This window comes from Paenibacillus sp. FSL A5-0031 (genome assembly GCF_001956295.1).
Lineage (GTDB): Bacteria > Bacillota > Bacilli > Paenibacillales > Paenibacillaceae > Pristimantibacillus.
In genome coordinates, this window is sequence record NZ_MRTD01000011.1 from 161,080 (window position 1) to 184,083 (window position 23,004).

The 23,004-nt window shown below is 46.1% G+C and carries 24 protein-coding genes and 1 other annotated feature; of the genes, 22 read left to right on the plus strand and 2 right to left on the minus strand.

Features of this window, described 5'->3' with window-relative positions:
* Window positions 1-66: 66 nt before the first annotated feature.
* Both BK120_RS20000 and BK120_RS20005 read left to right on the plus strand, forming a co-directional pair.
* Window positions 67-471, plus strand: coding sequence for a hypothetical protein (locus BK120_RS20000; protein ID WP_076269263.1), 405 nt, complete (start codon window positions 67-69; stop codon window positions 469-471).
* Window positions 472-632: 161 nt separating this feature from the next.
* A complete protein-coding gene (locus tag BK120_RS20005) occupies window positions 633-905 on the plus strand; it encodes an S-layer homology domain-containing protein (RefSeq protein WP_076269264.1) in 273 nt (90 codons plus the stop codon).
* Window positions 906-1,024: 119 nt separating this feature from the next.
* Here BK120_RS20005 and BK120_RS20010 read toward each other — a convergent pair whose 3' ends face one another.
* Window positions 1,025-1,390 carry a VOC family protein gene (locus BK120_RS20010; protein ID WP_076269265.1) on the minus strand — a complete coding sequence of 122 codons (366 nt, stop codon included), beginning with the start codon at window positions 1,388-1,390 and terminating at the stop codon, window positions 1,025-1,027.
* Between the two features lie 121 nt (window positions 1,391-1,511).
* Between BK120_RS20010 and BK120_RS20015 the strand changes: the two genes are divergently transcribed.
* From BK120_RS20015 to BK120_RS20030, 4 genes are all read left to right on the plus strand, one after another.
* Entirely contained in the window at window positions 1,512-2,048 is a 537-nt protein-coding gene (locus tag BK120_RS20015) for a hypothetical protein (protein ID WP_076269266.1), read from the plus strand.
* 76 nt (window positions 2,049-2,124) lie between these two features.
* Window positions 2,125-2,361 (plus strand) — a binding site (T-box leader).
* 46 nt (window positions 2,362-2,407) lie between these two features.
* Window positions 2,408-4,279, plus strand: coding sequence for an arginine--tRNA ligase (locus tag BK120_RS20020; RefSeq protein ID WP_076269267.1), 1,872 nt, complete (start codon window positions 2,408-2,410; stop codon window positions 4,277-4,279).
* Between the two features lie 95 nt (window positions 4,280-4,374).
* A complete protein-coding gene (locus BK120_RS20025) occupies window positions 4,375-6,651 on the plus strand; it encodes a heavy metal translocating P-type ATPase (protein WP_076269268.1) in 2,277 nt (758 codons plus the stop codon).
* Entirely contained in the window at window positions 6,648-7,334 is a 687-nt protein-coding gene (locus BK120_RS20030) for a sulfite exporter TauE/SafE family protein (RefSeq protein ID WP_076269269.1), read from the plus strand. Before BK120_RS20025 ends, BK120_RS20030 begins: the two co-directional genes overlap by 4 nt.
* 20 nt (window positions 7,335-7,354) lie before the next feature.
* On the opposite strand, the gene BK120_RS20035 is transcribed toward BK120_RS20030, so the two are convergent.
* A complete protein-coding gene (locus BK120_RS20035) occupies window positions 7,355-7,798 on the minus strand; it encodes a FixH family protein (RefSeq protein WP_179089836.1) in 444 nt (147 codons plus the stop codon).
* 1,379 nt (window positions 7,799-9,177) lie between these two features.
* Between BK120_RS20035 and BK120_RS20040 the strand changes: the two genes are divergently transcribed.
* From BK120_RS20040 to BK120_RS20105, 16 genes are all read left to right on the plus strand, one after another.
* Entirely contained in the window at window positions 9,178-10,170 is a 993-nt protein-coding gene (locus BK120_RS20040) for an ABC transporter substrate-binding protein (RefSeq protein ID WP_083682211.1), read from the plus strand.
* 2 nt (window positions 10,171-10,172) lie between these two features.
* Window positions 10,173-11,210, plus strand: a complete 1,038-nt coding sequence (locus BK120_RS20045) for a FecCD family ABC transporter permease (protein WP_076269388.1) — start codon at window positions 10,173-10,175, stop codon at window positions 11,208-11,210.
* A complete protein-coding gene (locus BK120_RS20050) occupies window positions 11,207-11,989 on the plus strand; it encodes a heme ABC transporter ATP-binding protein (protein WP_076269271.1) in 783 nt (260 codons plus the stop codon). Before BK120_RS20045 ends, BK120_RS20050 begins: the two co-directional genes overlap by 4 nt.
* 26 nt (window positions 11,990-12,015) lie before the next feature.
* On the plus strand, window positions 12,016-13,092 hold the full coding sequence (cobT, locus tag BK120_RS20055; RefSeq protein WP_076269272.1) for a nicotinate-nucleotide--dimethylbenzimidazole phosphoribosyltransferase: 1,077 nt from the start codon (window positions 12,016-12,018) through the stop codon (window positions 13,090-13,092).
* A gap of 10 nt (window positions 13,093-13,102) precedes the next feature.
* Entirely contained in the window at window positions 13,103-13,693 is a 591-nt protein-coding gene (gene cobU / locus BK120_RS20060) for a bifunctional adenosylcobinamide kinase/adenosylcobinamide-phosphate guanylyltransferase (RefSeq protein WP_076269273.1), read from the plus strand.
* Complete coding sequence (gene cbiB, locus BK120_RS20065) at window positions 13,690-14,670, plus strand: adenosylcobinamide-phosphate synthase CbiB (RefSeq protein ID WP_076269274.1); 981 nt, start codon at window positions 13,690-13,692, stop codon at window positions 14,668-14,670. Before cobU ends, cbiB begins: the two co-directional genes overlap by 4 nt.
* Entirely contained in the window at window positions 14,652-15,464 is an 813-nt protein-coding gene (cobS, locus tag BK120_RS20070) for an adenosylcobinamide-GDP ribazoletransferase (protein ID WP_076269275.1), read from the plus strand. The genes cbiB and cobS overlap by 19 nt, the downstream gene beginning before the upstream one ends.
* 21 nt (window positions 15,465-15,485) lie before the next feature.
* Window positions 15,486-16,586 carry a threonine-phosphate decarboxylase CobD gene (gene cobD / locus BK120_RS20075; protein WP_076269276.1) on the plus strand — a complete coding sequence of 367 codons (1,101 nt, stop codon included), beginning with the start codon at window positions 15,486-15,488 and terminating at the stop codon, window positions 16,584-16,586.
* An 86-nt stretch (window positions 16,587-16,672) separates the two neighbouring features.
* A complete protein-coding gene (locus BK120_RS20080; RefSeq protein ID WP_076269277.1) occupies window positions 16,673-17,386 on the plus strand; it encodes an adenosylcobinamide amidohydrolase in 714 nt (237 codons plus the stop codon).
* Window positions 17,387-17,430: 44 nt separating this feature from the next.
* Window positions 17,431-17,760: a GNAT family N-acetyltransferase gene (locus tag BK120_RS35360; RefSeq protein WP_076269278.1), complete on the plus strand. Its 330-nt coding sequence runs from the start codon at window positions 17,431-17,433 to the stop codon at window positions 17,758-17,760.
* Entirely contained in the window at window positions 17,669-17,869 is a 201-nt protein-coding gene (locus BK120_RS36435) for a GNAT family N-acetyltransferase (RefSeq protein WP_179089837.1), read from the plus strand. The genes BK120_RS35360 and BK120_RS36435 overlap by 92 nt, the downstream gene beginning before the upstream one ends.
* Entirely contained in the window at window positions 17,866-18,090 is a 225-nt protein-coding gene (locus BK120_RS34940; protein ID WP_144376803.1) for a hypothetical protein, read from the plus strand. The genes BK120_RS36435 and BK120_RS34940 overlap by 4 nt, the downstream gene beginning before the upstream one ends.
* Window positions 18,091-18,267: 177 nt before the next feature.
* Entirely contained in the window at window positions 18,268-19,218 is a 951-nt protein-coding gene (gene corA / locus BK120_RS20090) for a magnesium/cobalt transporter CorA (RefSeq protein WP_076269279.1), read from the plus strand.
* 22 nt (window positions 19,219-19,240) lie between these two features.
* On the plus strand, window positions 19,241-20,065 hold the full coding sequence (locus BK120_RS20095) for a hypothetical protein (RefSeq protein ID WP_076269280.1): 825 nt from the start codon (window positions 19,241-19,243) through the stop codon (window positions 20,063-20,065).
* A gap of 27 nt (window positions 20,066-20,092) precedes the next feature.
* Entirely contained in the window at window positions 20,093-22,633 is a 2,541-nt protein-coding gene (gene hrpB / locus BK120_RS20100; protein ID WP_076269281.1) for an ATP-dependent helicase HrpB, read from the plus strand.
* Between the two features lie 66 nt (window positions 22,634-22,699).
* The gene (locus BK120_RS20105; protein WP_076269282.1) at window positions 22,700-22,990 is read left to right on the plus strand and encodes a DUF1294 domain-containing protein; all 291 of its coding nucleotides are present in this window, start codon (window positions 22,700-22,702) and stop codon (window positions 22,988-22,990) included.
* Window positions 22,991-23,004: the final 14 nt, after the last annotated feature.

Below are 23,004 nucleotides of genomic sequence, written 5' to 3' on the forward strand. Positions count from 1 at the left end.
TCATGCATATTTCGGATAAACGCATCGATATTCAGATGAACACCTTGAAGAGAGGGAGGAGCCATATTGAGCAAAAAAATGGGATATATGTTATTGGGTGTTTTCTCTTTGCTGCTTGTCATTTTTTTATTCAACTGGCTTAGAACAAATACTGACAATTTCGGAATGCTGCAGAGCTTCTCTGTGACGATTAATAATCAATCAGATTATGATATCGTTTCGGTTGAAACTGGAATTATTTCAAGCCTTGAAAAGCATAGCTATGCAAAAATAATTAAAGCTGGCGACACGGTTCGAATAAAACCGCAATTGAAATTAACAGGTGAAGGTGCCGTATACTTGAAATATACCGATGACAGGGGAATGACGAAGGAGACTGTTGCTTGCGGTTATACTGAATCCCTTTCTGGGAGCACGAAGTTAACCATTGATAATAATGGAGTTGCAGAAAATGAACAAAAGTGCATGTAAAACTTGTTGAACTCTCAAATGTGCAGGTTCCGTAATATGCAGGAGACCCTAATCCTGGAAGCAACAGCAATACAGGCAGCATTCCCGGTAATAAGCCAGGGGAAATTAATGCTACTATAGATGCGAACGGCAATGCCAAGGCATCAATCAGTGCAGCCGATGTGAAAGCTGCTATTGCTGATGCTAAAGCTGGTTTGTTGAAATTCCAGGCTAAAGCCGTGGATAAGGCGAAGCAGGTCACTTTCAAAATTTCTGTTGAGCAAGTACAAGCTGCGAAAACGGCAGGTATTTCTGAGGATAGGAAGCTTGAAGTACTTAAGAATATAAGTACAATTAATGGCATGGGCAACGGCAGCTTTGCACCAAGTCAAACGGCAAGCCGTGCACAAGCAGCTGTCATTTTTTATCAGTTGCTGCAAAAATCTACGAAATAACTTCTATGTATTTCAAATACAAATTGTTAAAAAAGAGCCGATAAGATGTTTGTTGGGATATGAGTGCTGGACCCGTTCTGGGGCTGGCTCGTATACAACTATTCTTAACGGCTCTTGGTTTATTTTCCAACTAGTACAAATACATTGCCATCAGGGGCTTCGAATACAGCGACATGTCCAGACTCCGTAGCAAAGGGTGTTCTAATCCATTGAATTTCTTCATTTTTGCTTAACTCGTTGTGTGCTTCAATGACATCTTCAACCAGAATTTCAACTTCAGTAAATTTATTGTCAGGATGATTGCTAAGAACAAGTTCAGAGCTGTCCTTCATTGGAAATTTTAGACCGATGATTTTCCAAACAAACCCATCTTCTAATGCTCGTTCTATTTTCCAGCTTTCTGTTAGACCCATCGCATTGTAAAAGGTAAGAGATTTCTCAATTTCGATCGTGTGAATGCAAACGCACTCTAGTTTCTTAAACATCAGGTCCAACTCCTTTGTTATTAACAGGAACATATGTTCTATAAAAGATTCTACTATTTTCCATATTGAAAAGCAAGCATTAGCAGTATTATACTTTTTATGGATTGGGGGGAATGTAGGCATGCTTGAATTCTTGTATCACTACTATGATGAATCGACGGGTCCATTCCGCAATTTATCAGACTTAAATCCAGAGGAAGCAGATCGTGTTTTAAACGAAATCATTGTTCAAAAAAAAGGCTTCGCCAGCAAACGGTCCGCGGATTATCTGAAAATTCGACGGAGTCTCGAATTAAAAGCAAGAGATTTATTTATAAATAAAGGCGGTATGCCCATTCGGAAGTTTCCCCATTATATGACTCTCGGGGAATGTCCATGGCTCTTAGAATGGTATCCAGCAGGTAAAGTACTGCAAGTTCCAATTTCGAATTTCGAGTCAAATACGATTAGTTTTACCTATGGAGATTTGTTTCCAACGATGAGGTTCCAAGACGGAAAGCCTTATCGAGGTCAGCTCTATACTATGAACGAGATTATTGAAGTAGTAAGAGAATTTGGATTGCCACAAGAATGGAATGCCAAGGGAGAAAGAGGACCAGAAAGATACATCGAAGTGCAAGTGTGGGATGATGAACCGTTGAACAAATGGAAGTTATAGTTCGAAAAATGCAGCGAGACTTGACACCGCCATACACTTCCTGTATAAATACTTCTAAGCATATGAGTTAGAAATAACAACATTAGCGATTGGGACAGTAGTCTAGGACCGATAGTTGCAGCGAGCCGGGTTAGTGGAAGCCGGTACGGATGTCTTAGATGAAGCGGGCCCATGAAATGGTTTGCCGAAACGAACGAAGTTACTTAGTAGGCAAATCCGGTCAATGACCGTTACGAAAATGAGGGGTCAAGCTGCTTATCAGGCTTGGCACTTAGAGTGGTACCACGGGATCTTTATGGCTCTCGTCTCTTATTTTAGAGACGGGGGCCTTTTTTATTTTGATAATAGGAGGAATTACAATGATTCATAAGCTGATTATTGGAGCAATTGAAGAAATAACGCAAGGCATGCTGGAAGAGGGACGTACAGAGCGACCTGAAAATCTCAAAATTGCGGTCGAGCATCCCGTTAACTTAGCGCATGGCGATTATAGCAGCAATATTGCGATGCAGCTTGCTAGGCTTTTAAAACGTGCGCCTTCATTGATTGCAGACGACTTCAAACAAAAATTAATCAAGCATCCAAGTCTTTCCTCATCCATAAAAAAGATTGAAATTGCTTCACCTGGGTTTCTTAACTTTTATGTGAATTGGACTTGGTGGGCAGTCAATGCAGATCAGCTATCTTCGCAGAAAACGACAGTTAACAAAAAAGTGCTTGTTGAGCATACATCTATCAATCCAAATAAATCAGCGCATATTGGTCATTTACGTAATTCCTGCGTAGGCGATACGATTGCGCGAATGCTGAGAAGGACGGGTCATCAGGTTGAGGTGCACAACTATATTGATGATCTAGGCAACCAATTGGCGGATACGGTGGTAGGCATTCTTCAGACAAAGTCGGTGCTGCCTTATGAGCGTTTTGGGGATTTTTGCTGGGATACGTATTCAAGCATTAATCGAGCTTATAAAGAGCAGCCAGAATTGCTTGAACAACGTACCAAGGTTCTTGCAGAGCTGGAAGAAGGGCATTCGAATGTAGCATGGATGGGCTTGTTGGTCGCAGAAAGAATTGTACGCGAGCATGTCGAGGAAATGAAGCAGTTTGGCATCACGTATGATGTTCTGGTGTGGGAAAGCAATATTGTGCGTGAAGGCTTCTGGGCTCGCGCGTTTGAACTGCTGCAGTCAACGGGAATATTCCGCAAGGAAACAGAAGGGAAGCTGAAGGGCTGTTATGTGCTGAAGCATTCTGATGAAAACGGAGAACAAGAGGAACAATCGGATTTCCACGCAGATAAAGTGCTCGTTCGCTCAAACGGAATTTTGACTTATACGGCTAAAGATATTGCTTACCATCTGTGGAAGTTTGGATTGCTAGATAACGATTTCCGTTACCAGAAGTTTTCTGATGGCCTGTGGTCAACGCATACGAGCGGTGTAAGGAAAAAAATCGGTCATGCGGATATGGTCATAAATGTAATTGATCAGCGCCAAGAGTATCCGCAGGCTATGGTTAAACAAGCATTGCTCGCTTTAGGTTTTCAGGAGCAAGCAGAGCAGTTAAAGCATGTCAGTTATGGTGTTGTCGCATTAAGCCCTAATACGGCAAATGGTTTAGGTATCGATACGTCAGATGGCAAGCTTGCGTATGCGATGTCAGGCAGGCAAGGAATCGGCATAAAAATAGCGGATTTCTTAGTAAGAATGGAACAAATCATAGACGCAAAAAGATCCCGTAAAGGCGGCTTGGCAAGCCGTACGATAGCAGCAGCATCGATTCGTTATTACTTGCTTCGTTTTCATTTGCAAACAGAGGTTGTGTTTGATCTTGATCAAGCAACCGAAATATCCGGTAATACAGGTGTTTATCTGATGTATACGTATGCTCGCTCCAGCAGTATTTTGAAGAGAGCAGGCGACACTGAGTTTAACCCACAAGCTCTAGCTGAAATTAGCGATCTTGAGATGCAAGAGCATTCATTGCTGAGACAATTAGCTTATTGGCCAGAAACGCTGGAAACTGCCGCTTTGGAGCTGTCACCTAATCAGCTTTGTACGTATGTATATGAGCTTTCCGCATTGTTTAACCATTTCTACGCTACATGTCCTATTTTGAAGGCTGAAGGCTCAGCGAAAAGCTTGCGTATTTGGCTTACCGAGCGTTATAAGCAAACGATGCAGGATGCACTTCACATACTGGGGCTTCCAGCGCCAAATAGAATGTAAACAGATGTTCCAATCATGCAATTGGCTTGCCCGTCATATAGTTTAACGCAGAGGTACAGGCATTAACAGCGATGAACGAAGGGCGGGTGCTGCAAATGGAGCAGGTACATGATAATCGTGTAGAGGATAGCGACCTTACGATAGATTTTGCGGTTCAGGGCATGAGCTGTTCAGCTTGTGCGGCAAGAATAGAGAAAGCAGTCAGCAAAATGGATGGTGTTCAATTGGCTGCCGTCAGCTTTCCGCTTCGCACCGCTTGGGTGCAGTTTAAGCCTGAGCGGCTCGGAGCGAAACAAATTGCAGAGCGTGTCAAGCAATTAGGTTTTGAAGCGATGCTTAATGAGACAGCTAAAGAAGGCTTGCACAAGGAACATCGTATTTTGAAGCTGCGACTCATTGCTTCAGCAGTGCTAACGTTGCCGCTATTAACCGGGATGATGCAGCATTTGCCGTTTTTAAGGCCGATGCTTGATTATTTGCCTGCTTGGCTCACTATCCCATGGCTGCAGCTCATACTAGCCACGATTATTCAATTCGCTATAGGCTTGCCTTTTTATTTCGGTGCATATCATGCGGTACGCGAGCGAAGCGCCAATATGGACGTGCTTGTTGTCATTGGAACGACAGCCGCTTATTTGTACAGCCATTATGTGGTATTTCAGAACGGCTTGTTTCGGCCGCTCTCAGAGGTGGCTGCTCATGCACCGCCATTGTATTTTGAAACTTCTGCTGTCGTAATCACAGCTGTCCTGCTGGGTAAATACATTGAAGTTTCCGCCTCGCTGCGTGCGCAGCGCGGATCGGACGGCTTCGGCAAGCTGCAAAGTCAGACGGCGGCTGTTGAACGGGCAGGTGAAGTGTTACATATTCAGACCGAATTTGTTAGAGCGGGCGATATTGTTATCGTACAGGCTGGTGAAACGATTCCGGTCGATGGCATTGTATGCGGCGGTCACTCCGCAACCAACGAATCATTGCTAACAGGCGAGAGTCTGCCGATTGCAAAGCGGGAAGGAGATCAAGTGTGGGCGGGAACTTGGAATGAAAGCTCACAGCTTCGCATTCGTACGAAGGCGGCAGGCCATGATACAATGCTTAACCGCATACAGGAGCTTGTTCGTCAAGCACAACGGTCGAAATCAGCCATTCAGCGAAATGTAGATGCGGCTGCAAGCTGGTTTGTTCCTGTTATGCTTTTCTTCGCCGTAGCAACGGTTTTTATGTGGGGATTATATCTTGAGCCGGGGAATTGGAGCCGAGCATTCATATGCGGCATTGCTGTTTTATTAGCAGCTTGTCCATGCGCGCTTGGTCTAGCCGCACCGATCTCACTTGTCATTGCAGCCAGCAGACTTGCGAAACAAGGCATTATTACGAAGGAAGCAGGTGCGCTAGAACGTTTGGCAAGTATACAAACGATCATTTTTGATAAAACAGGAACATTAACGGAAGGCAAGCCTCATATAAGTGCTTCACTAGCTATTAAAGGAAGCCGAAATGCTTTGTTGAGATTGGCGGCAGCTGCTGAAGCGGACTCCACACATCCGCTTTCAAGAGCAATTGAGAAGGAGGCGGTCAGACTAGGGCTTATTATTCCAGCTTCTAGTCATCATGTCTTCACGCCAGGCGGAGGCGTTAAAGCGATAATTGAGGAGCAGCGCTTCGCTATCGGGAACGCTCGTTTTGCAGCAGAACGCCAATGGACTATGAGCGTCGATATCATTGCTTTCGCAAGGCAGCGTGAGGATTTTGGAGAAACCGTACTATATGCAGCAATAGACGATCAGATTGCTGGTGCAATCGCATTTAGCGATAAGATAAAGGAAAACGCGAGAGAGACAGTGAAAGAGCTTAAAAATTTAGGAGTTTCCGCTGTTCTAGCGACAGGTGATCACAAGGCGCCGGCATTTGCTGCTGCAAAAGCGGTTGGCATTACAAGCATCCATGCTTCCATGCTTCCCGAGGGCAAGCTGGCACTGGTGGAGCAGTTAAAGCGTCGCGGCAAACGAGTCGCAATGGCAGGGGATGGATGGAATGACGCACCGGCATTAGCCGCAGCCGATGTTGGCTTAGCAATGGGTGAAGGAACAGATGCAGCGCTTAGCGCTGGCCATATGACGCTGCTTTTCTCTCGTCTGCACGCCATTCCAGAAGCGATTCGAATTAGCCGATTAACGATTCGAAATGTGCGTCAAAATCTAACCTTTGCTTTCCTATACAATGTTATCGTCATCCCTTTTGCTGCTTTTGGTTTGCTTGAGCCTTGGATGGCTGGAACGGCGATGGCGCTAAGCTCTGTATCAGTTGTAAGCAATGCGCTTCGGCTTTCTGGTCAGTTGCAAAGCAAGAGCCGGGTTGGTGCAATAAGATGACGCTGACTTGGCAGCTGATTGGATTCATTATTTTAACAGGCTTATTCAGCGCACCTCATTGCATTGGTATGTGCGGGGGGATTGTATCAACCGTCTCATTAAACTCCTCAGCGCCAGTCAAAAAATCAATGCTTCTATATAATACAGGCCGCATTATCTCTTATTCCTTATTAGGGGCTGTAATGGGAACAGTAGGTTCTTTTGTGGATGTCGCAGGTAAATTTGCAGGGGTTCAAGGATTGGCATCCATTATTGGCGGCTGTTTCTTGCTGCTCTGGCTTTGGCGGAGATTTCAGCTGCCGCTCATGAACCGATTGTCTAGCTTCCTGCACAAAAGGTTAGTAGGCGGTGCTTCTCGCTCAACTAAGCAGGAAACGTTCCATTTGCTCGCAACTGGAATAGCCTTCGGATTTTTGCCGTGCGGCTTAACTTATGCGATGCAGATGACGGCAGCCTCCACTGGCTCAGGACTTGAAGGCGCGGCTGTCATGGCCTTGTTTGGGCTATCGACTTTCCCTGCTTTAGCTGCGGCTGCTTCTATCGCTGCTTTTGCCAATAAGAAATGGCGGCGATTTATGCGTAAAGCAAGTGTAGTCACTGCGATTGCTGTGGGTGTCATCTCGATTTTGCGCGGTCTTGCGGTGAATGGTGTCATACCGTCGATTAATCCATGGCTTTGGTAAATTGCTAATTTGCTAATTTGCTAATGAACCGCTCGCAGTAATCTGTCGATGGTATACGTTTGGTCAACCGTCTTGAGTGTTAGAGTCGCTTTCCATGTGCCAGCCATCAGTGGTACGCCTTCGCCCGTATACGTTCCAGGGTCAGCTTCCGTCATTTTAAACTCGTAATCGCCGCATACCATATCCATCATCTCAAGCTTGACTGATAGCTCAGCTCCTTGTAATGGGGCACCCGATAGATCAGTAAGCTCGATTTTAAATAAATTGTTGTGAAGCACCTTCGCAGGATAACCATCGATGGACCACTTAGCTTCGCCTTTGTCGAAAATATGTTCCGTCATGGGCGGCGATAATTCTGCTCCTTTACGTAGCCAAGTAAAAACTATGCCAACGACGATTGCTATAACCAGTAAAATGATAGTGAATTTTAGCAGGTTATAATTTGGTTTGTGTTCTGCTTTCATATTTAGGAAAGAACCTCCTTTATGAGTTGCATATTCTTTTGTAAGATTCATAAAAAGAATGAGTGTTGTAAAGGGATGTATTAAATGCTGTTTGCTATCAACTTGCGATACGAATGGTAAAAAAAGCATAGCATGGGCGAAGAAGTTGCAAGGAGAGGTAACGGACATCAGATACGTTATTGTGCTCATTTTCGCTGTATACGCAACCGTAACGGACATAGAAGCCCTTATTTGGCTTCACAAGTTGGTTTTTAGCTCCCATTTGCACAAATAGCGGATTCTATGTCCGTTAGACTCGAATATGGGCCTTTTTGTTGAAAATAACGGAATATATGTCCGTTAGACTCAAATATGAGCCTTCTTGTTGAAAATAGCGGAATATATGTCCGTTAGGAGGTTTGAAGTGACTATTGCGAAAAGCTAACGGATATCAGATACGTTATTGTGCTCATTTTGGCTGTTTTCGCAATTGTAACGGACATAGAAGCCCTTATTTGGCTCCACTAGTTAGTTATTAGCCCTCTTTCGCCTAAATAGCGGATCCTATGTCCGTTAGACTCAAATATGAGCCCAATTCTAGAAAATAGCGGAATGTATGTCCGTTAGGAGGTCTGAAGTGACTAGTGCGAAAAGCTAACGGACATCAGATACGTTATTGTGCTCATTTTCGCTGTATACGCAACCGTAACGGACATAGAAGCCCTTATTTGGCTCCACTAGTTAGTTATTAGCTCTCTTTTGCCTAAATAGCGGATCCTATGTCCGTTAGACTCAAATACGCGCCCGATTGTTGAAAATAGCGGAATGTATGTCCGTTAGGAGGTCTGAAGTGACAATTGCGAAAAGCTAACGGACACCAGATACGTTATTATGCTCATTTTGGCTGAATACGCAACCGTAACGAATATAGAAGCCCCCCTTATTCGGCTCCATGAGTTAGTTTATAGCCCCTTTTGCCAAAATAGAGGAGGATTCTATGTCCGTAAGATCCCAATATGAGCCCGTTTTTTGAAAATTACATCTTAATGCTCAGTTAAGTCCAAGGCTAATCGCACTTGTCATGGTTAAAAAAACGCGCGCTAAGAAATAGACCCATTACGTTACCTATGCGGCAAATGAGTGAAGCAGAACGTCGATAATTAGGATGAGTATGGCATGGATGTCATTAGACAAATAGAACAAGACGTTGTATAGTAACAACGGATCATTTTATTGATGGTGGAAGGGGATAGATGCACCATATCTTCACCTGCATGATCCGATATTGTTGGAGAAGCTGTTCGCTTAGCCTAATTAGAAAAAGCGTATACTAGCATTTCTGACTCAAGGTCGGGGATGCTATTTTTAATACGATATCTGACGCAGGAGGAGTAAGGAAAATGAAAAGGTTACATAAAAGCACAATGAAAACGCTAGTAGGTTTGCTGCTCGTGATGATGCTCGTATTCACAGGAGCATGCGGTGCAAATAAGGACACGGTTAACGAGCCGGGAAAAACAACGAACAATGCTGGTCAGGCTGCAACTAACGAGCCATCCACGGCGAATGATTCGACCGTTTATCCGCTAACTTTAAAGGATGATACAGGTACGGAAATTACGTTTGAGCAACAGCCAACTAAAATTGTCTCGCTTGCTCCTAGTGAAACTGAAGCTATTTATGCAATCGGCTCTGGTGATCGTGTTGTAGGTGTTGACGAGTCAAGCAACTATCCCGAGGAGGCAGCAAGCAAGGCAAAGGTTGGCGATATGACAACGAATATTGAAGCTGTTGCAGCTCTCAATCCGGATCTCGTGCTGGCGTCTTCTTCAATGAATGGAGAGGCAATCACGAAGCTCAGAGAACTGAAAATTCCAGTCTACGCGACAGACCCTCTCACGTATGATGCAGTTATTGCCAAAATCGAAAATTTAGGTCATATTATGAATAAACAATCCGAAGCGGCTGAGGTTGCTGGCCACATGCTTTCTGTGAAGCAACAAGTTTCGGATGCAGTTAAGGATGCAGTGAAAAAGAAAGTGTATTTAGAATTTTCCCCAGGCTGGACCGTTGGATCTGGCACATTCCTTGACGAATTGCTAGTACTGGCTGGCGGCGAAAATGTTGCTGGAGCTGCCCCAGGCTGGTATGAGGTGAGTGCGGAGTCGATTGTTACTCAGAATCCCGAGCTTATTATATACCCTGCATTGAAGGAGGACCCGAATCCGATTGTTGTTGGCATTGAAAGCCGTCCAGGCTGGAATGTCATTGATGCGGTGAAAAATAAGCAAATGCATGCAGTAACGGAGGACCCGCTTGTTCGTGTAGGGCCGAGACTTGCAGATGGTTTGCTGGAGCTTGCGAAAGTGATTCACCCGGATCTCGTAAAATAATGATGACCTATAAATTAGTTTGGTATGGAGGAGCAGCTATGCTCCTTCTTGCTGTTTCTATCGTTGTAAGTTTGTCGATTGGCTCGGCTGGTATTTCCATTCGAGATGTTTGGGGTATTTTGCTTCATCAGCTGCCCTGGCTTGCCGATAACTCTGTCCCTTATACGCCTGCCGAAATAGCGATTGTCACGCAAGTACGTCTATCGCGTATTTTGCTTGCCGTCCTCGTTGGAGCTTGTCTTGCACTTGCTGGCACGGGCTTTCAAGGGGTTCTTCGAAACCCGCTGGCTGATCCCTATACGCTAGGAGTATCTTCGGGGAGCTCGGTTGGTGCTTCGTTCATTATTCTATTCGGCTTGCAGTCAGCGATTGGCATGTGGACGATACCGCTAGTTGCTTTTGCCACAGGAACCTTGACGCTGCTTGGTGTTTTTTGGCTGTCACGCAACAAGGGTGTTATACATATTGAAACGCTTATTTTATCAGGGGTTATCATCCAGTCTTTTTTAGGCGCTTTTGTATCCTTCATGGTGTCCGTCTCAGAGGGCGTCGTGAATCAAATTTTGTTCTGGTTAATGGGATCGCTTGCGATGAGAAGCTGGGAACATGTATATATGCTTATTCCTTTTCTCGCGGTAGGCTTTCCACTTTTGCTTGCATATGGGCAATCCCTCAATTTATTTGTGCTCGGTGAACGCCATGCAGCGCATCTTGGCATCCATGTCGAGAGAACGAAGCTGATCGTCTTAATCAGCTCGACCTTGCTGACGGCAGCAGCAGTCTCTGTTTCTGGTGTAATTGGTTTTGTTGGGCTCGTGGTTCCACATCTCATTCGGTTGCTCGTTGGACCCGACTATCGATTAATTACCCCTTTATCGGCTATCGGCGGGGGTATATTTATTTTATGGGCTGATACGCTTGCGCGCATGGCGCTGACGCCTAAGGAAATACCGCTTGGCGTTGTTACGGCTCTGCTTGGTGCGCCATTTTTTGCGTATTTGCTGCATCGGCGAAAGCTGAAGCAAGGAGGGGCGTTATGATTGAGGTGCGCAGCATCGTTCAGACGGTGCAAGGGAGGACGGTACTCAATAAGCTTTCCTGCTCATTTCAAAAAGGGCGGATGTACGGTGTTATTGGACCTAATGGCGTAGGCAAATCAACGCTGCTGCATGTATTGTCAGGCGTTGAACAGCCGGTGCAAGGTGAGGTTTTATTCGAGGGGCAGAGCATCTCCGCATATCCAAGAAAACAAATTGCACAAAAGATGGCAGTTTTGCAGCAAAGCGGGTTGCCTCAGGTAGGATTCTCTGTGCGTGAGGTGGTTAGCATGGGAAGATACCCTTTCCAAAACTGGCTTGGCAGCGATATACATGATTCAGAGGAAATTATTGCTAAAGCGATAATGACCATGGGACTCGAAGAGCTGTCGCATCGCAAAATGGATCAACTAAGCGGCGGTGAACGTCAACGTGTTGCCTTGGCAAAGGTTATGGCGCAGGAGCCCTCTATTATATTATTGGACGAGCCCACGACTTATTTGGACATTGGTTACCAAATTCAGCTTTTGGATACGGTACGTGCTTGGCAGCGTGAACGTGAACTGACCGTTATTGCTGTCCTGCATGATCTTAATTTGGCTTCACTATATTGCGATGAGCTTGTCGTTCTTCATGAAGGCAAAGTTGCAGCAGCTGGAACACCCAGGGCGGTCATAACTGCTGGTCTTATCAAGCAGGTTTATCAGGCCGATACAACTGTGATTGCCCATCCTGTTACGGGTGCACCGCAAATATTGCTCCAACCGAATATGAAAATATAAAATATTATAAAACGTTTGAAGGAGTTATGAAATTGAAACATGCATTGGAAACTCAGCTTGCAGAGACGATCAAACAAATCAAACCATTTAATGAAGAGGCCGCAGAACTAGCTGTGAAACATTCAGATTCATTGACGAAACCGCCAGGCAGCCTCGGCAAGCTAGAGACAATCGCCAGGCAGCTTGCAGGCATTTCAGGCGAGCTGTGGCCGGATTTGTCACGTAAAGCCGTTATTGTCATGGCGGGTGATCATGGAGTATGCGATGAAGGAGTCAGTGCGTTTCCACAAGCGGTGACACCACAAATGGTGCTCAACTTCCTCAGCGGAGGAGCTGCTGTCAATGTGTTGGCAAGACAAGCCGGCGCAGATGTTGTTTGTGTGGATATTGGTGTAAATGCGGATTTGGAGCATGAGATGTTAGTGAGCCGTAAAGTGGTGCGGGGGACGGCTAATATGGCCAAGCAGCCCGCGATGACACGCGAAGAAGCCGTCCAAGCTATTATTGTTGGCATTGAAGTGGTTAATGAGCAGGTGCAGCGCGGCTGCCGTTTGTTTGCAACAGGCGAAATGGGTATTGGCAATACGACAGCCAGTGCGGCGTTAACGACCGTATTGACGGGCCTATCTCCTGAGGAATCAGTCGGCCGAGGAACCGGCATAAATGATGAAAGCTGGGCAAATAAAGTACGGGTAGTCAAACGCGCAATTGCTGTCAACGAATTGGACCGCGCTAGTGTCGATCCAATCGATGTGCTGGCTAAGGTTGGCGGTGCAGAAATCGCAGGACTTGTTGGCGTTATTATCGGAGCTGCAGCAAACGGCTGCCCAGTCGTCATCGACGGTTATATTTCATCTGCTGCGGGGCTTGTCGCATCACGGATAGCGGAGCAGACGCTTCCCTTTATGATTGCTTCTCACCTCTCTCAAGAGCAAGGTCATTTGAAGCTGCTTGAATCAATAGGTTTGCTTCCCATGATGCAGCTGGAGATGCGGCTTGGCGAAGGCACTGGTGCTGTATTATGTTTTCATTTTATAGACGCTGCTCTCCATCTCATGAATGAAATGGCAACATTTGAGAGTGCAGGCGTATCCAAAGGTTAGGTGAGCGTGAATGGCAATTCTAGTAACGGGCGGAGCAAGAAGCGGGAAGAGCGGATTCGCCGAGCAGTATGCGATGAGGGTTGCAGCCCGTGGATTTTATATTGCGACCTGTCAGCCTTATGATACGGAGATGCGCGAGCGAATAGGAAAACATCGCAAGGATCGTGAGGATTCAGGCTTCCGCTGGCAGACCATCGAAGATCCGCATGAAGCAGCAAATGTGCTTTACAGATTGAAAGAGCAAATGGATAAAGAAATTTCAAACGGACAGCAGCCTGCTGTCGTCTTGCTCGATTGCTTAACGTTATGGCTGACAAATTGGCTTATGCGAATAGAACAAGAATCGTATGAAGATACGAGGCTGAAAATGGAGCAGCAGAAACTTATCGAAGCTATTTCCAACTATCCATATCCATTAATCATTGTCACCAATGAGGTAGGAGATGGCATTGTTCCGGCATATCCTCTAGGCAGACTTTTTCGAGACGAGGCGGGGAGGTTCAACCAACAGATTGCTGCGATATGCGAGCGGGTTTTTCTCGTCACCGCAGGCATACCAGTTGAATTGAAATCGCAAGCTTTTAACTGGGATCAATTATGATGATTTATTCAATAAAGGAGCTCCTGCTCCTCGCAGCGGCAGCCATTGCAATAGATTGGATCGTTGGCGATCCGAAATGGCCAACTCATCCCGTCATATGGATAGGCAGGCTCATTCGACTGCTGGAACGTTTGCTTGCTCCAGAACGATTGAAGGAACATCCGGCTGCTGTAAGAGGCTTAGGTGTAGTGTTGACCTTTGTCACACTCGTTGTCAGCTGCGGCGCAATGTGGTTCATTATTTGGGCGGCAGATGCTATACATACTTGGTTAGGCTATGCGGTGAGCGCATGGTTTATTTCGACAACGCTAGCGGTGAAGGGATTAAAGGAAGCAGCCATGCTCGTCTATCAGCCATTAGTGGAAGGCAGATTAGATGAAGCACGTAAATATGTTGGTTATATCGTTGGCCGAGATACAGCAAAGCTGGATGAGCGAGAGGCATCGCGCGCTGCAATTGAGACGGTTGCTGAAAATACGGTAGATGCGCTCGTTTCACCGTTGTTGTTCGCTTTAATTGGAGGCGCACCGCTTGCAATGCTCTACCGAGCAACGAATACGCTGGATTCCATGGTCGGATATCGGAATGAAAAATATAAGTATTTTGGCTGGTGCTCTGCACTTACGGATGATGTATTAAACTATATTCCTGCCAGAATAACTGGCGTTTTGCTTACGTTGTCATCGCTGTTTGATCAGAGAATGAAGGCGAAGCAGGCGTGGCTTGCCATTCGTACATTTGCACATTTTCATCCTAGTCCCAATAGCGGCATACCGGAATCAGCGGTTGCAGGGGCGCTAGGCATTGAGCTTGGCGGTATGAATTCGTATTTTGGTGTAATCAGTGAACGAGCAAGGATGGGATGGCCAACTCGCCAACTGGAACCAAACGATATTGTACTAAGCGTGCGATTACTGTACAGCGTTAGTTTTATATTATTTGCGGGGGTGATCACCGTATGGTTCGTCGTGAACTAAAGCTGCATTTCCAAGCACTTATTGCTGCTTTTCAATTTCTAACTCGTTTTCCAATTCCCATCACTGTTCCTTTCCAAGGATCTGTTCTCTTGCGAAGTGTTGTCTATTTCCCTGTAGCTGGTGCGTTTATCGGTATCTGTCTCCTTGCATGTACGTGGCTGCTAGCATTGTTTGTCCCTGCTTGGCCAAGTGCTGTACTGATTCTTGCGATATGGACTGCATTAAGCGGGGGGCTGCATTTGGACGGTTGGATGGATACAGCGGACGGCGTGCTGAGTCACCGCTCACCCGAGCGCATGCTAGAGATTATGAAGGATAGCCGAGTTGGAGCGATGGGCGTCATTGCCGCAGTATTGCTCCTTCTTCTCAAGGCGTCGTTATTAGCAGAACTGCTGAGAGGTGACCATTTTGAGCAATATGGACCATTGCTTGTCATCGTGCCGATTTGGAGCCGTGCTTGGATGAGCGCAGCTATTGCTTGGTGGCCGAATGCCCGTCAGGGTGAAGGGATCGCCGTTTTATTTAATGAGGTCAAATGGCCGCAAGCGACTGCTTCTTTTGTGATGGCAGCCATTCTTTCTGTCCTTACTTTTTGGATCGCTGGCACAGGTACAAACGTAGCATTAATAATGCTGCTTATTATCGTCATCTTAACGATTTGCTGCGGTGGTTTCATAGCAGCATGGTTAAATCGGAAGCTTGGCGGATTAACTGGGGATACATATGGTGCGATGAACGAAGCGATTGAAGCGTTATTGCTGCTTGCGGCGGTCATCTGGTTATATGCGCAATAGAAAAGGAGTTGTTTTTGTTAAATGTTGGAAAGATATGGTCATGGCGGCGATTTGCGGACCGCGGAAGAAGCGTTCGATATACCTGCGCATAAATTTGTTGATTTCAGCTCGAATATGAATCCGCTAGGTGCGCCATTAAGCGTTAAACAAGCGCTTCTTGCCTATGCAGATATGATAGAGCAATACCCTGATCCAGCCGTTCGCGGCCTAAGAAAGAAGCTTGCTGAACTACATAATATTGATGCTCAATCCATCGTAGTAGGAAACGGAGCGGCAGAACTAATCGATCTTATCGTCCGTACGCTGCAACCAAAGTTAACGACGCTTGCCATTCCGTGCTTTGATGAATATGGCGATGCCATTCGGAAAATCGGCGGAGCTGTGTATGAAATTAAATTATCATCGCACATGCAGTTTAAGCTTAGCTTGGATTCCGAGCATTTATGCGAAGCGGCCGCCACAGGATCATTAGTTATGCTCGGTTCGCCAAACAATCCGACGGGTCAGCTTGTAGATCCAGAACTAATTCGAGCACTCTTAAGTAAAGGCGCCTACGTCGTAGTTGACGAGGCGTTTATGGATTTTGTGCCTGATGAAGCACGGTACAGCCTTGTTCAAGAAGCAACTAGGCATGAACGGTTGTTCGTCATCCGCTCAATGACAAAATTTTATGCGATACCAGGCATTCGACTTGGATATATCGTTGGCATGCCTAGAACGATAAGCGGCTTGCGACGCTTGCAAATACCATGGAGCGTTAACTCTTTAGCGCAGCTGATTGGGGAAGCGGTGCTGGATGAGAAGGATTATGCAGAGCGTACACTCGCTTGGTTAGAGCAGGAAAGACCTTGGCTCATGTCTGAGCTTGAGGCCATCGGCTTTGACGTTAACCCAAGTGCAGCCAATTATTTGCTCATTAGGATTCCGAGCGATGCGGGTCTCAGTGCCAGCATGCTTCAGCTCGAGATGGGCAAGCAAGGGGTGCTTATTCGCGATGCATCGAGATTTGCAGGGCTTGATCATACGTATATCCGGGTTGCTATTAAACTTCGGCAGCAAAATGAACAGCTGATCGCTGCTTTTAAGCATTGCTTGAAATGGAATGAAAACCAAGGCGGATAAGGGGATTTGAACGAAATACAAATTTCCTACCCATTACAAATTAAACTCATGTATAAGCTTCTGTGACAGCAAAAGGAGGGAAAGCAGTGACACAGCCCTTTCGCAAAGACCAGTATTATTATCAATCACAGCTGTGGTGCGGCGTAAGCTTGCAGCTCCTTGAGGACCGCATTGAAGCAAGCAGCAATGTTCCTTTGTATGCGCTAAGCAGCGCGATTCATCCGGGCGGCTTTTCTTATACCAATCGGATTGTGAATTGGAAAGTTCCGCTTACTTATCAATGTGAAGATCCTGTTCTCGACATCGTTAATCAATGTACGCAATGGGGCTGCGAACCAGTAGCTACAGTAGGTTTATTAACAGCAGCGAAGCTGACACATGCATCCATCACTGAAATGGAAGGCGATCGGTTTAAGCTTATCTGCTGTACGACGGTAGGCACACGAAATGCAGCAAGATCTGGTATGCCGCGAAGTACCTTCTCTGCTTATTCTCCGGGAACGATCAATATTGTTATTTTAATCGATGGTCAAATGACTGAATCAGCTATGGTGAATGCGGTCATAACAGCAACTGAAGCGAAAACAGCAGCATTACAGCATTTAGGCATCGTTGAGATGGAAACAGGACAATCAGCTACGGGGACGACAACGGATGCCATTGTCGTAGCGGTTAGTCAAGCAGCAAGCTGGAATGCGGTACATGCGTATGCTGGTGCAGCTACGACAATTGGTTGCGCGATTGGAGAAGCGGTCTATGAGACCGTGTTAGAAGCAGCACGAACGCAGCATGATGACTAAGGATTAATGACCTTCGCTATAATGACTAAATGGAGGTTTGCGAATTGGAATTTTGGATACGGAAAGCGACGATCGATGATCTTAAGCTTCTCTCTCAAATGAACAAAGAGCTTATCGAGGATGAAGGCAGCCGTAATCCAATGACTCTCGCGCAGCTTGAAGACAGATTTCTTGGGTGGCTGTCAAGCGATTGGGAGATTTCATTGTTTGAGAAGGATTCTGCTATTTTAGGTTATGCGGTATATCAAATCAGCGCAGATGTTTTTTATCCAGAGGAGTCAAATGTTTATCTCAGACAGTACCACTCGACAGCAACGGAGCCATGGTTATGGAAGCGCAGTATTAAAACAATTAGTCCGCGACTCATTTCCTAGCGGTGCCAAAGTGACGATTGATGTGTTGGCCTCAAATCCGCGCGGGCAGCAATTTTGGACGAGTTGTGGTTTTGAACCCTATTATACGAACATGCAGCTTAAACAATGAAACAGCGTACTGCTTGGACTTTTACCGACTACCGACTACGCCATGCCGGAGACAAAATAACAATGGGGATGTTAATTGAAATTGTCTTTGAGTTTATTGCCGATTTATTTATAGCGGACGGAAACGGGAAATGGGAGAAGCTCAAACAGACAAAGTATGAGAGAAAGCTGCGAAAATGGGCAAAAGAATACGAATGGTTTGAGCATTTATCCGCAATCTAGACTTATATTTGGAAGCAAGGCGCCAATTAGAGGGAATGCTCATCGATAAATATAAAAGAAGCAGCGGAATAAAATAGCGGAGTTACATTACAGCGATTGTGAAATCGTGTAAAATGATATAGTTGAACAATCGGTCATAAGATCGATCGTGTGCCGCTTAGAACGGAGGAACTTCCTTTGATTAAAATAGTAGGTTATACAAAACAAAAGCAATGGTTAACTGATTTAACGATAGAAGATCTAAACTCGCCTGAGCTTGACTGGTATTGGGTCGACTTTAGTAACCCGAAGGAAGAGGAGTGCAGACTGCTCGATACCTTTTTTCATTTTCATCCGCTCGCTATCGAGGATTGCTACCATTTGCTTCAGCGGCCGAAAGTAGATCATTACGACGATATTCATTTTTTTGTGCTGCACGAAATTGAGCGTAAGACGTTGACCGTAAATGAAATCAATATGTTCATCGGTCCATCGTTTATTGTTACGTTTCATTATGAGCGATCACCAGAGATTGAGGAAGCTCAAACTAAGCTAATATCGAGCACGAAGATCGGCGAGAAAGGCCAGCTATATGCGGCATATCTCGTAATAGACAAGCTGGTTGATCAATATTTCCCTGCGGTTCATGAGCTGGAAGACCAGCTTCTTGATATGGAAATCGGTAGTGGTGACGAACAAAGTCAAACCGCTATGAGCGATATTTTCAACATACGTTCTAGGCTGCTGCGTTTGCGCAAAACGATTGTACCTATGCGTGATTTATTGTATCGCATAACGAATTCCGATCGCATTGACGGGCTGAAGCCTTATATGGCCTTTTATCATGATATTTATGATCATTTGCTCAAATTGACTGAAATGATGGATTCAAGTCGAGAGATGACGGCAGATCTTCGTGACAGCTTCATTTCCTTTAACTCCAATCGGATGAACTCCATTATGAAAACTCTTACCGTTATCACGACGATCTTTATGCCGCTCACTTTTTTGGCAGGCATTTATGGCATGAACTTTCAAAATATGCCTGAGCTGGAGTGGACGTGGGGTTATTTTGCTGTCATAACGATTATGCTCGTCATCGGGCTTGGCATGTATGCTTGGTTCCGAAGCAAAGGTTGGTTTAAATGAATGTTAAGGAGCTTGGAGAGCAATGGAAATGAAAGAACCTGCTCGGATGAGCAAAAAGCGGCTGTTCACCATAGTCGGCATTATGGCGGGAATAATGCTTGTGCTAGTCGTGATGCTTTATTTGATGATTATTTCACTCGGAAATCGCAATGCGGTTAATCTCTCAAAGTCTGAGCAAGCGTTGCATTACTCCTATTTTTCAGAGACATCGCCTAGCGGAGTAAAGCTGCACGTACTGCAAACAAAGCCCGCGTATGTCACGCTGGAAACAATCAATACGAATGTTACGCTTACAGGGAAGGTCGGCATTAACGGCGGATTTTTTTACGGCAATCAGCTGTTAAGCATCGGAGTCGTAAATAGTATTCCGGTTAATAAGGAAATTGGCAATTTCGGAACGGGAAGTGAAAACGTAAAATATGAGCGAGGCACACTCGTCTGGGATGGCGCTTCTGATTCATTAAGCGTTCAAGTTGCAAGTCAAGCGTCCGAGATAAAAGTGAAGGATCACACACGTTTCTGGGCACAAGGCGGCATTAGCATGAGCTTAGGCGATGATGCGCATTGGATCGAGCAGTCGGTTAAGGAGAACGCGCCGTTCCCAGATGACAATCGCTTGCGATCGGCAGCGGTGTATGATCAAGCAGGGGCGTTATATTTAATTGTTAGCGAAACGAAAAACTCGCTTGCCGTATTTAGAGAAGCGATTATATCAAGCGTTGGCGATGGAAAGCTGGTTGATGGCATATTTCTAGACGGTGACGGGTCGTCCCAGCTTTTTGGCAGCAAGGCATCGTTGCCTGGGGATAACAGACCGGTTGTACAAATGATTCGAATCGTAAAATGAGTTGAGATAAGATAAGGAGCAATCAGCATGAATCAACAACAATTGCCGATTGATCAGGTATTGCCGGAACTGCTATTGGCTCTCCAAAGCGGTGTGAATGCGGTGCTGATCGCAGAGCCGGGAGCCGGAAAGACGACACGAGTTCCTCTTGCGCTGCTTGATCAGCCATGGCTGGGAAGCAAAAAAATAATAATGCTTGAGCCGCGCAGACTCGCCGCAAGGTCAGCCGCACAGTTTATGGCAAAATCGCTAGGCGAGCAGGCTGGTGAAACGGTTGGTTATCGGGTGAGATTAGATTCTCGGGTTAGTTCGCAAACACGTATTGAAGTGGTGACGGAAGGTGTATTAACGCGCATGCTGCAGGAGGACCCCGCACTCGAGCAGGTTGGGGCGATCTTGTTCGATGAATTCCATGAACGACATTTGCATGGCGATCTTGGCTTAACGCTTTGCTTGCAATCACAGCAATTGCTGAGAGATGATTTACGCCTCGTTATTATGTCAGCAACGCTGGATGCAGAGCCGATTGCCGAACTGCTTGAGGATGCACCAATTATTAGCAGCGAAGGCCGGGTTTTCCCTGTTGAGACACAGTACATGAAAGCAAAGCTTACGGGACCTATAGAGCCCCACATGGCACAAACGATTATGGAAGCGCTCCGTTCGTTTGATGGAGATGTATTAGCGTTTTTGCCAGGTGTTGCAGAGATACGCCGCACAGCCCGATGGTTAATGGAGAGCAGCGTATCTTCATTTGCTCGAGTAGAGGAGCTGCATGGCAGCTTGCCGCTCGAGAAACAAGATGCGGCTGTTGCTCCATGTGCTGATGGCGAACGCAAGGTTGTGCTTGCAACTTCCATTGCAGAATCAAGTCTGACCGTTGAAGGAGTTAAGGTTGTTGTAGACAGCGGCTTAATGCGAGTTCCCCGGTTTTCTCCAAGAACAGGCATGACTCGGCTGGAAACATTGCCGGTTTCGATCGCTTCCGCGGATCAGCGCAGAGGGAGAGCAGGACGGTTGGCTAAAGGCGCTTGTTATCGGTTATGGACAGAGCAAGAGCATCTATATTTGCCGAAACAAAGTACACCCGAGCTGCTTGAGGCAGATCTTGCTGCCCTTGCCCTTGAGCTAGCCATTTGGGGAATAAAAGATCCGCAGGAGCTTAATTGGTTGACGCCGCCGCCTGCAGCTGCTTATGAGCAAGCGGTTGCTTTGCTGAAAGAGCTAAACGCAATAGACGGTGACAGTAAACCAACAGCCGCGGGAGTGAAAATGGCACAGTTTGGTTTGCATCCGCGGCTCGGTGCCATGATTTTGCATGCTTCAGAGCTAGGTTCTGCGCGACTGGCATGTGATGCAGCAGCTTTGCTAAGCGAACGTGATTTACTTCCACAGGAGCGCAATGTAGATGTGCAGCTTCGGTTGGATTTGTTATATCAGCTGTCCGGAAAAGATGGCAAACTGCTGAAGGGCGGCAGCTCCGAGCATCCTAGCAGAGGCGCAGTACGCCGAGTTATCGCGCAAGCGGATCAATGGGAGCGGAAATTGTCAGCGCAAACCGCTGTCGAGACAGCTTCTGAGAAAACAGCTCAGCACAAGTCGCCTATTCCGATTGGCATTTTGCTGGCATTTGCGTATCCGGACCGAATCGCTCAAAGGCGCAGCGATGGCCGATACTTATTAGCTAATGGCAGAGGAGCCGTACTGCCTGAACTTCAGCCGCTATCACGTTCAGCCTATCTTGCTGCTTGCGAGCTCGATGATACAGGCTCCGAAAGCCGGATACGGTTAGCGGCTGAACTTCATCTAAGCGATATCGAGCATTATCTAAGTAGTTATATAACAGCTGAAGAGGTCGTAGAGTGGGATGCTGCTGCACAAGCTGTTCGTGCAAGGAAACGATTGCGACTTGGCAGTATTGTGATGAAAGAAAGCATTCTTCAGAAACCGGATGAACAACTTGTTGCGGATGCTTTGATTTCTGCGATTCAGGAAACTGGATTTGTAATGCTGCCAATGAGCAAGCAGGCGCAGCAGTTGAAAGCAAGGATGAAGCTGATGGCGCTGGCTGGCGATGATTGGCCCGATGCTTCAGATGAAGAGCTTCTCGGCACGCTTGATGAGTGGCTGAAGCCGCATCTATTCGGGATGAAGAGCCGTGCTGATTTACAAAAGCTCTCCATGCTTCAGCTGCTTGAAGGCAAGCTTAGCTGGAAGCAAAAACAGGAGCTTGATGAGCAGGTTCCTACCCATATCGTTGTACCTAGCGGTTCTCGCATACCGATAGACTACAGTGATCCGGAGTCGCCAGTGCTCGCCGTAAGGTTACAGGAGCTATTCGGTCTAACGGATACACCACGACTAGCAAGGGGTAGATTGCCGGTTACACTGCATCTTTTATCTCCGTCGCAGCGACCGGTTCAAGTGACGCGTGATTTGCGCAGCTTTTGGGAGAATACGTATTTCGAAGTAAAGAAGGATTTGAAAGGACGTTATCCGAAGCATTATTGGCCGGATGATCCTTACACAGCGATGCCGACGAATCGAGCGAAGCCGAGAAACACATAAGGGACTCAGCTGTTTCTGCCTAAGCACGAGAAATCTCCCTATTCTGAGAGGATGTGTGCCAAAGCAATGATCATTTATTTAGTCATACTATATTTGCTGTTTATAAATATTTACACGTTTGCGCTTATGGGCTTTGATAAGAAAAGCGCTAAGAAGCAGCGCAGGCGTGTTCCCGAAAAACGATTGTTTTTGCTGAGTGCCATTGGCGGTGCAGGCGGAACATGGCTTGCGATGAAAAAATGGCGTCATAAAACAAAACATCGCTCATTTACAGTAGGAATTCCTTTTCTGTTTGTCTTAAATATATTGCTCATTCTGGGAGCTGCCAAGCTTATTGGAATGACGATAAACTCTTGATTGCTTTGAGAAGC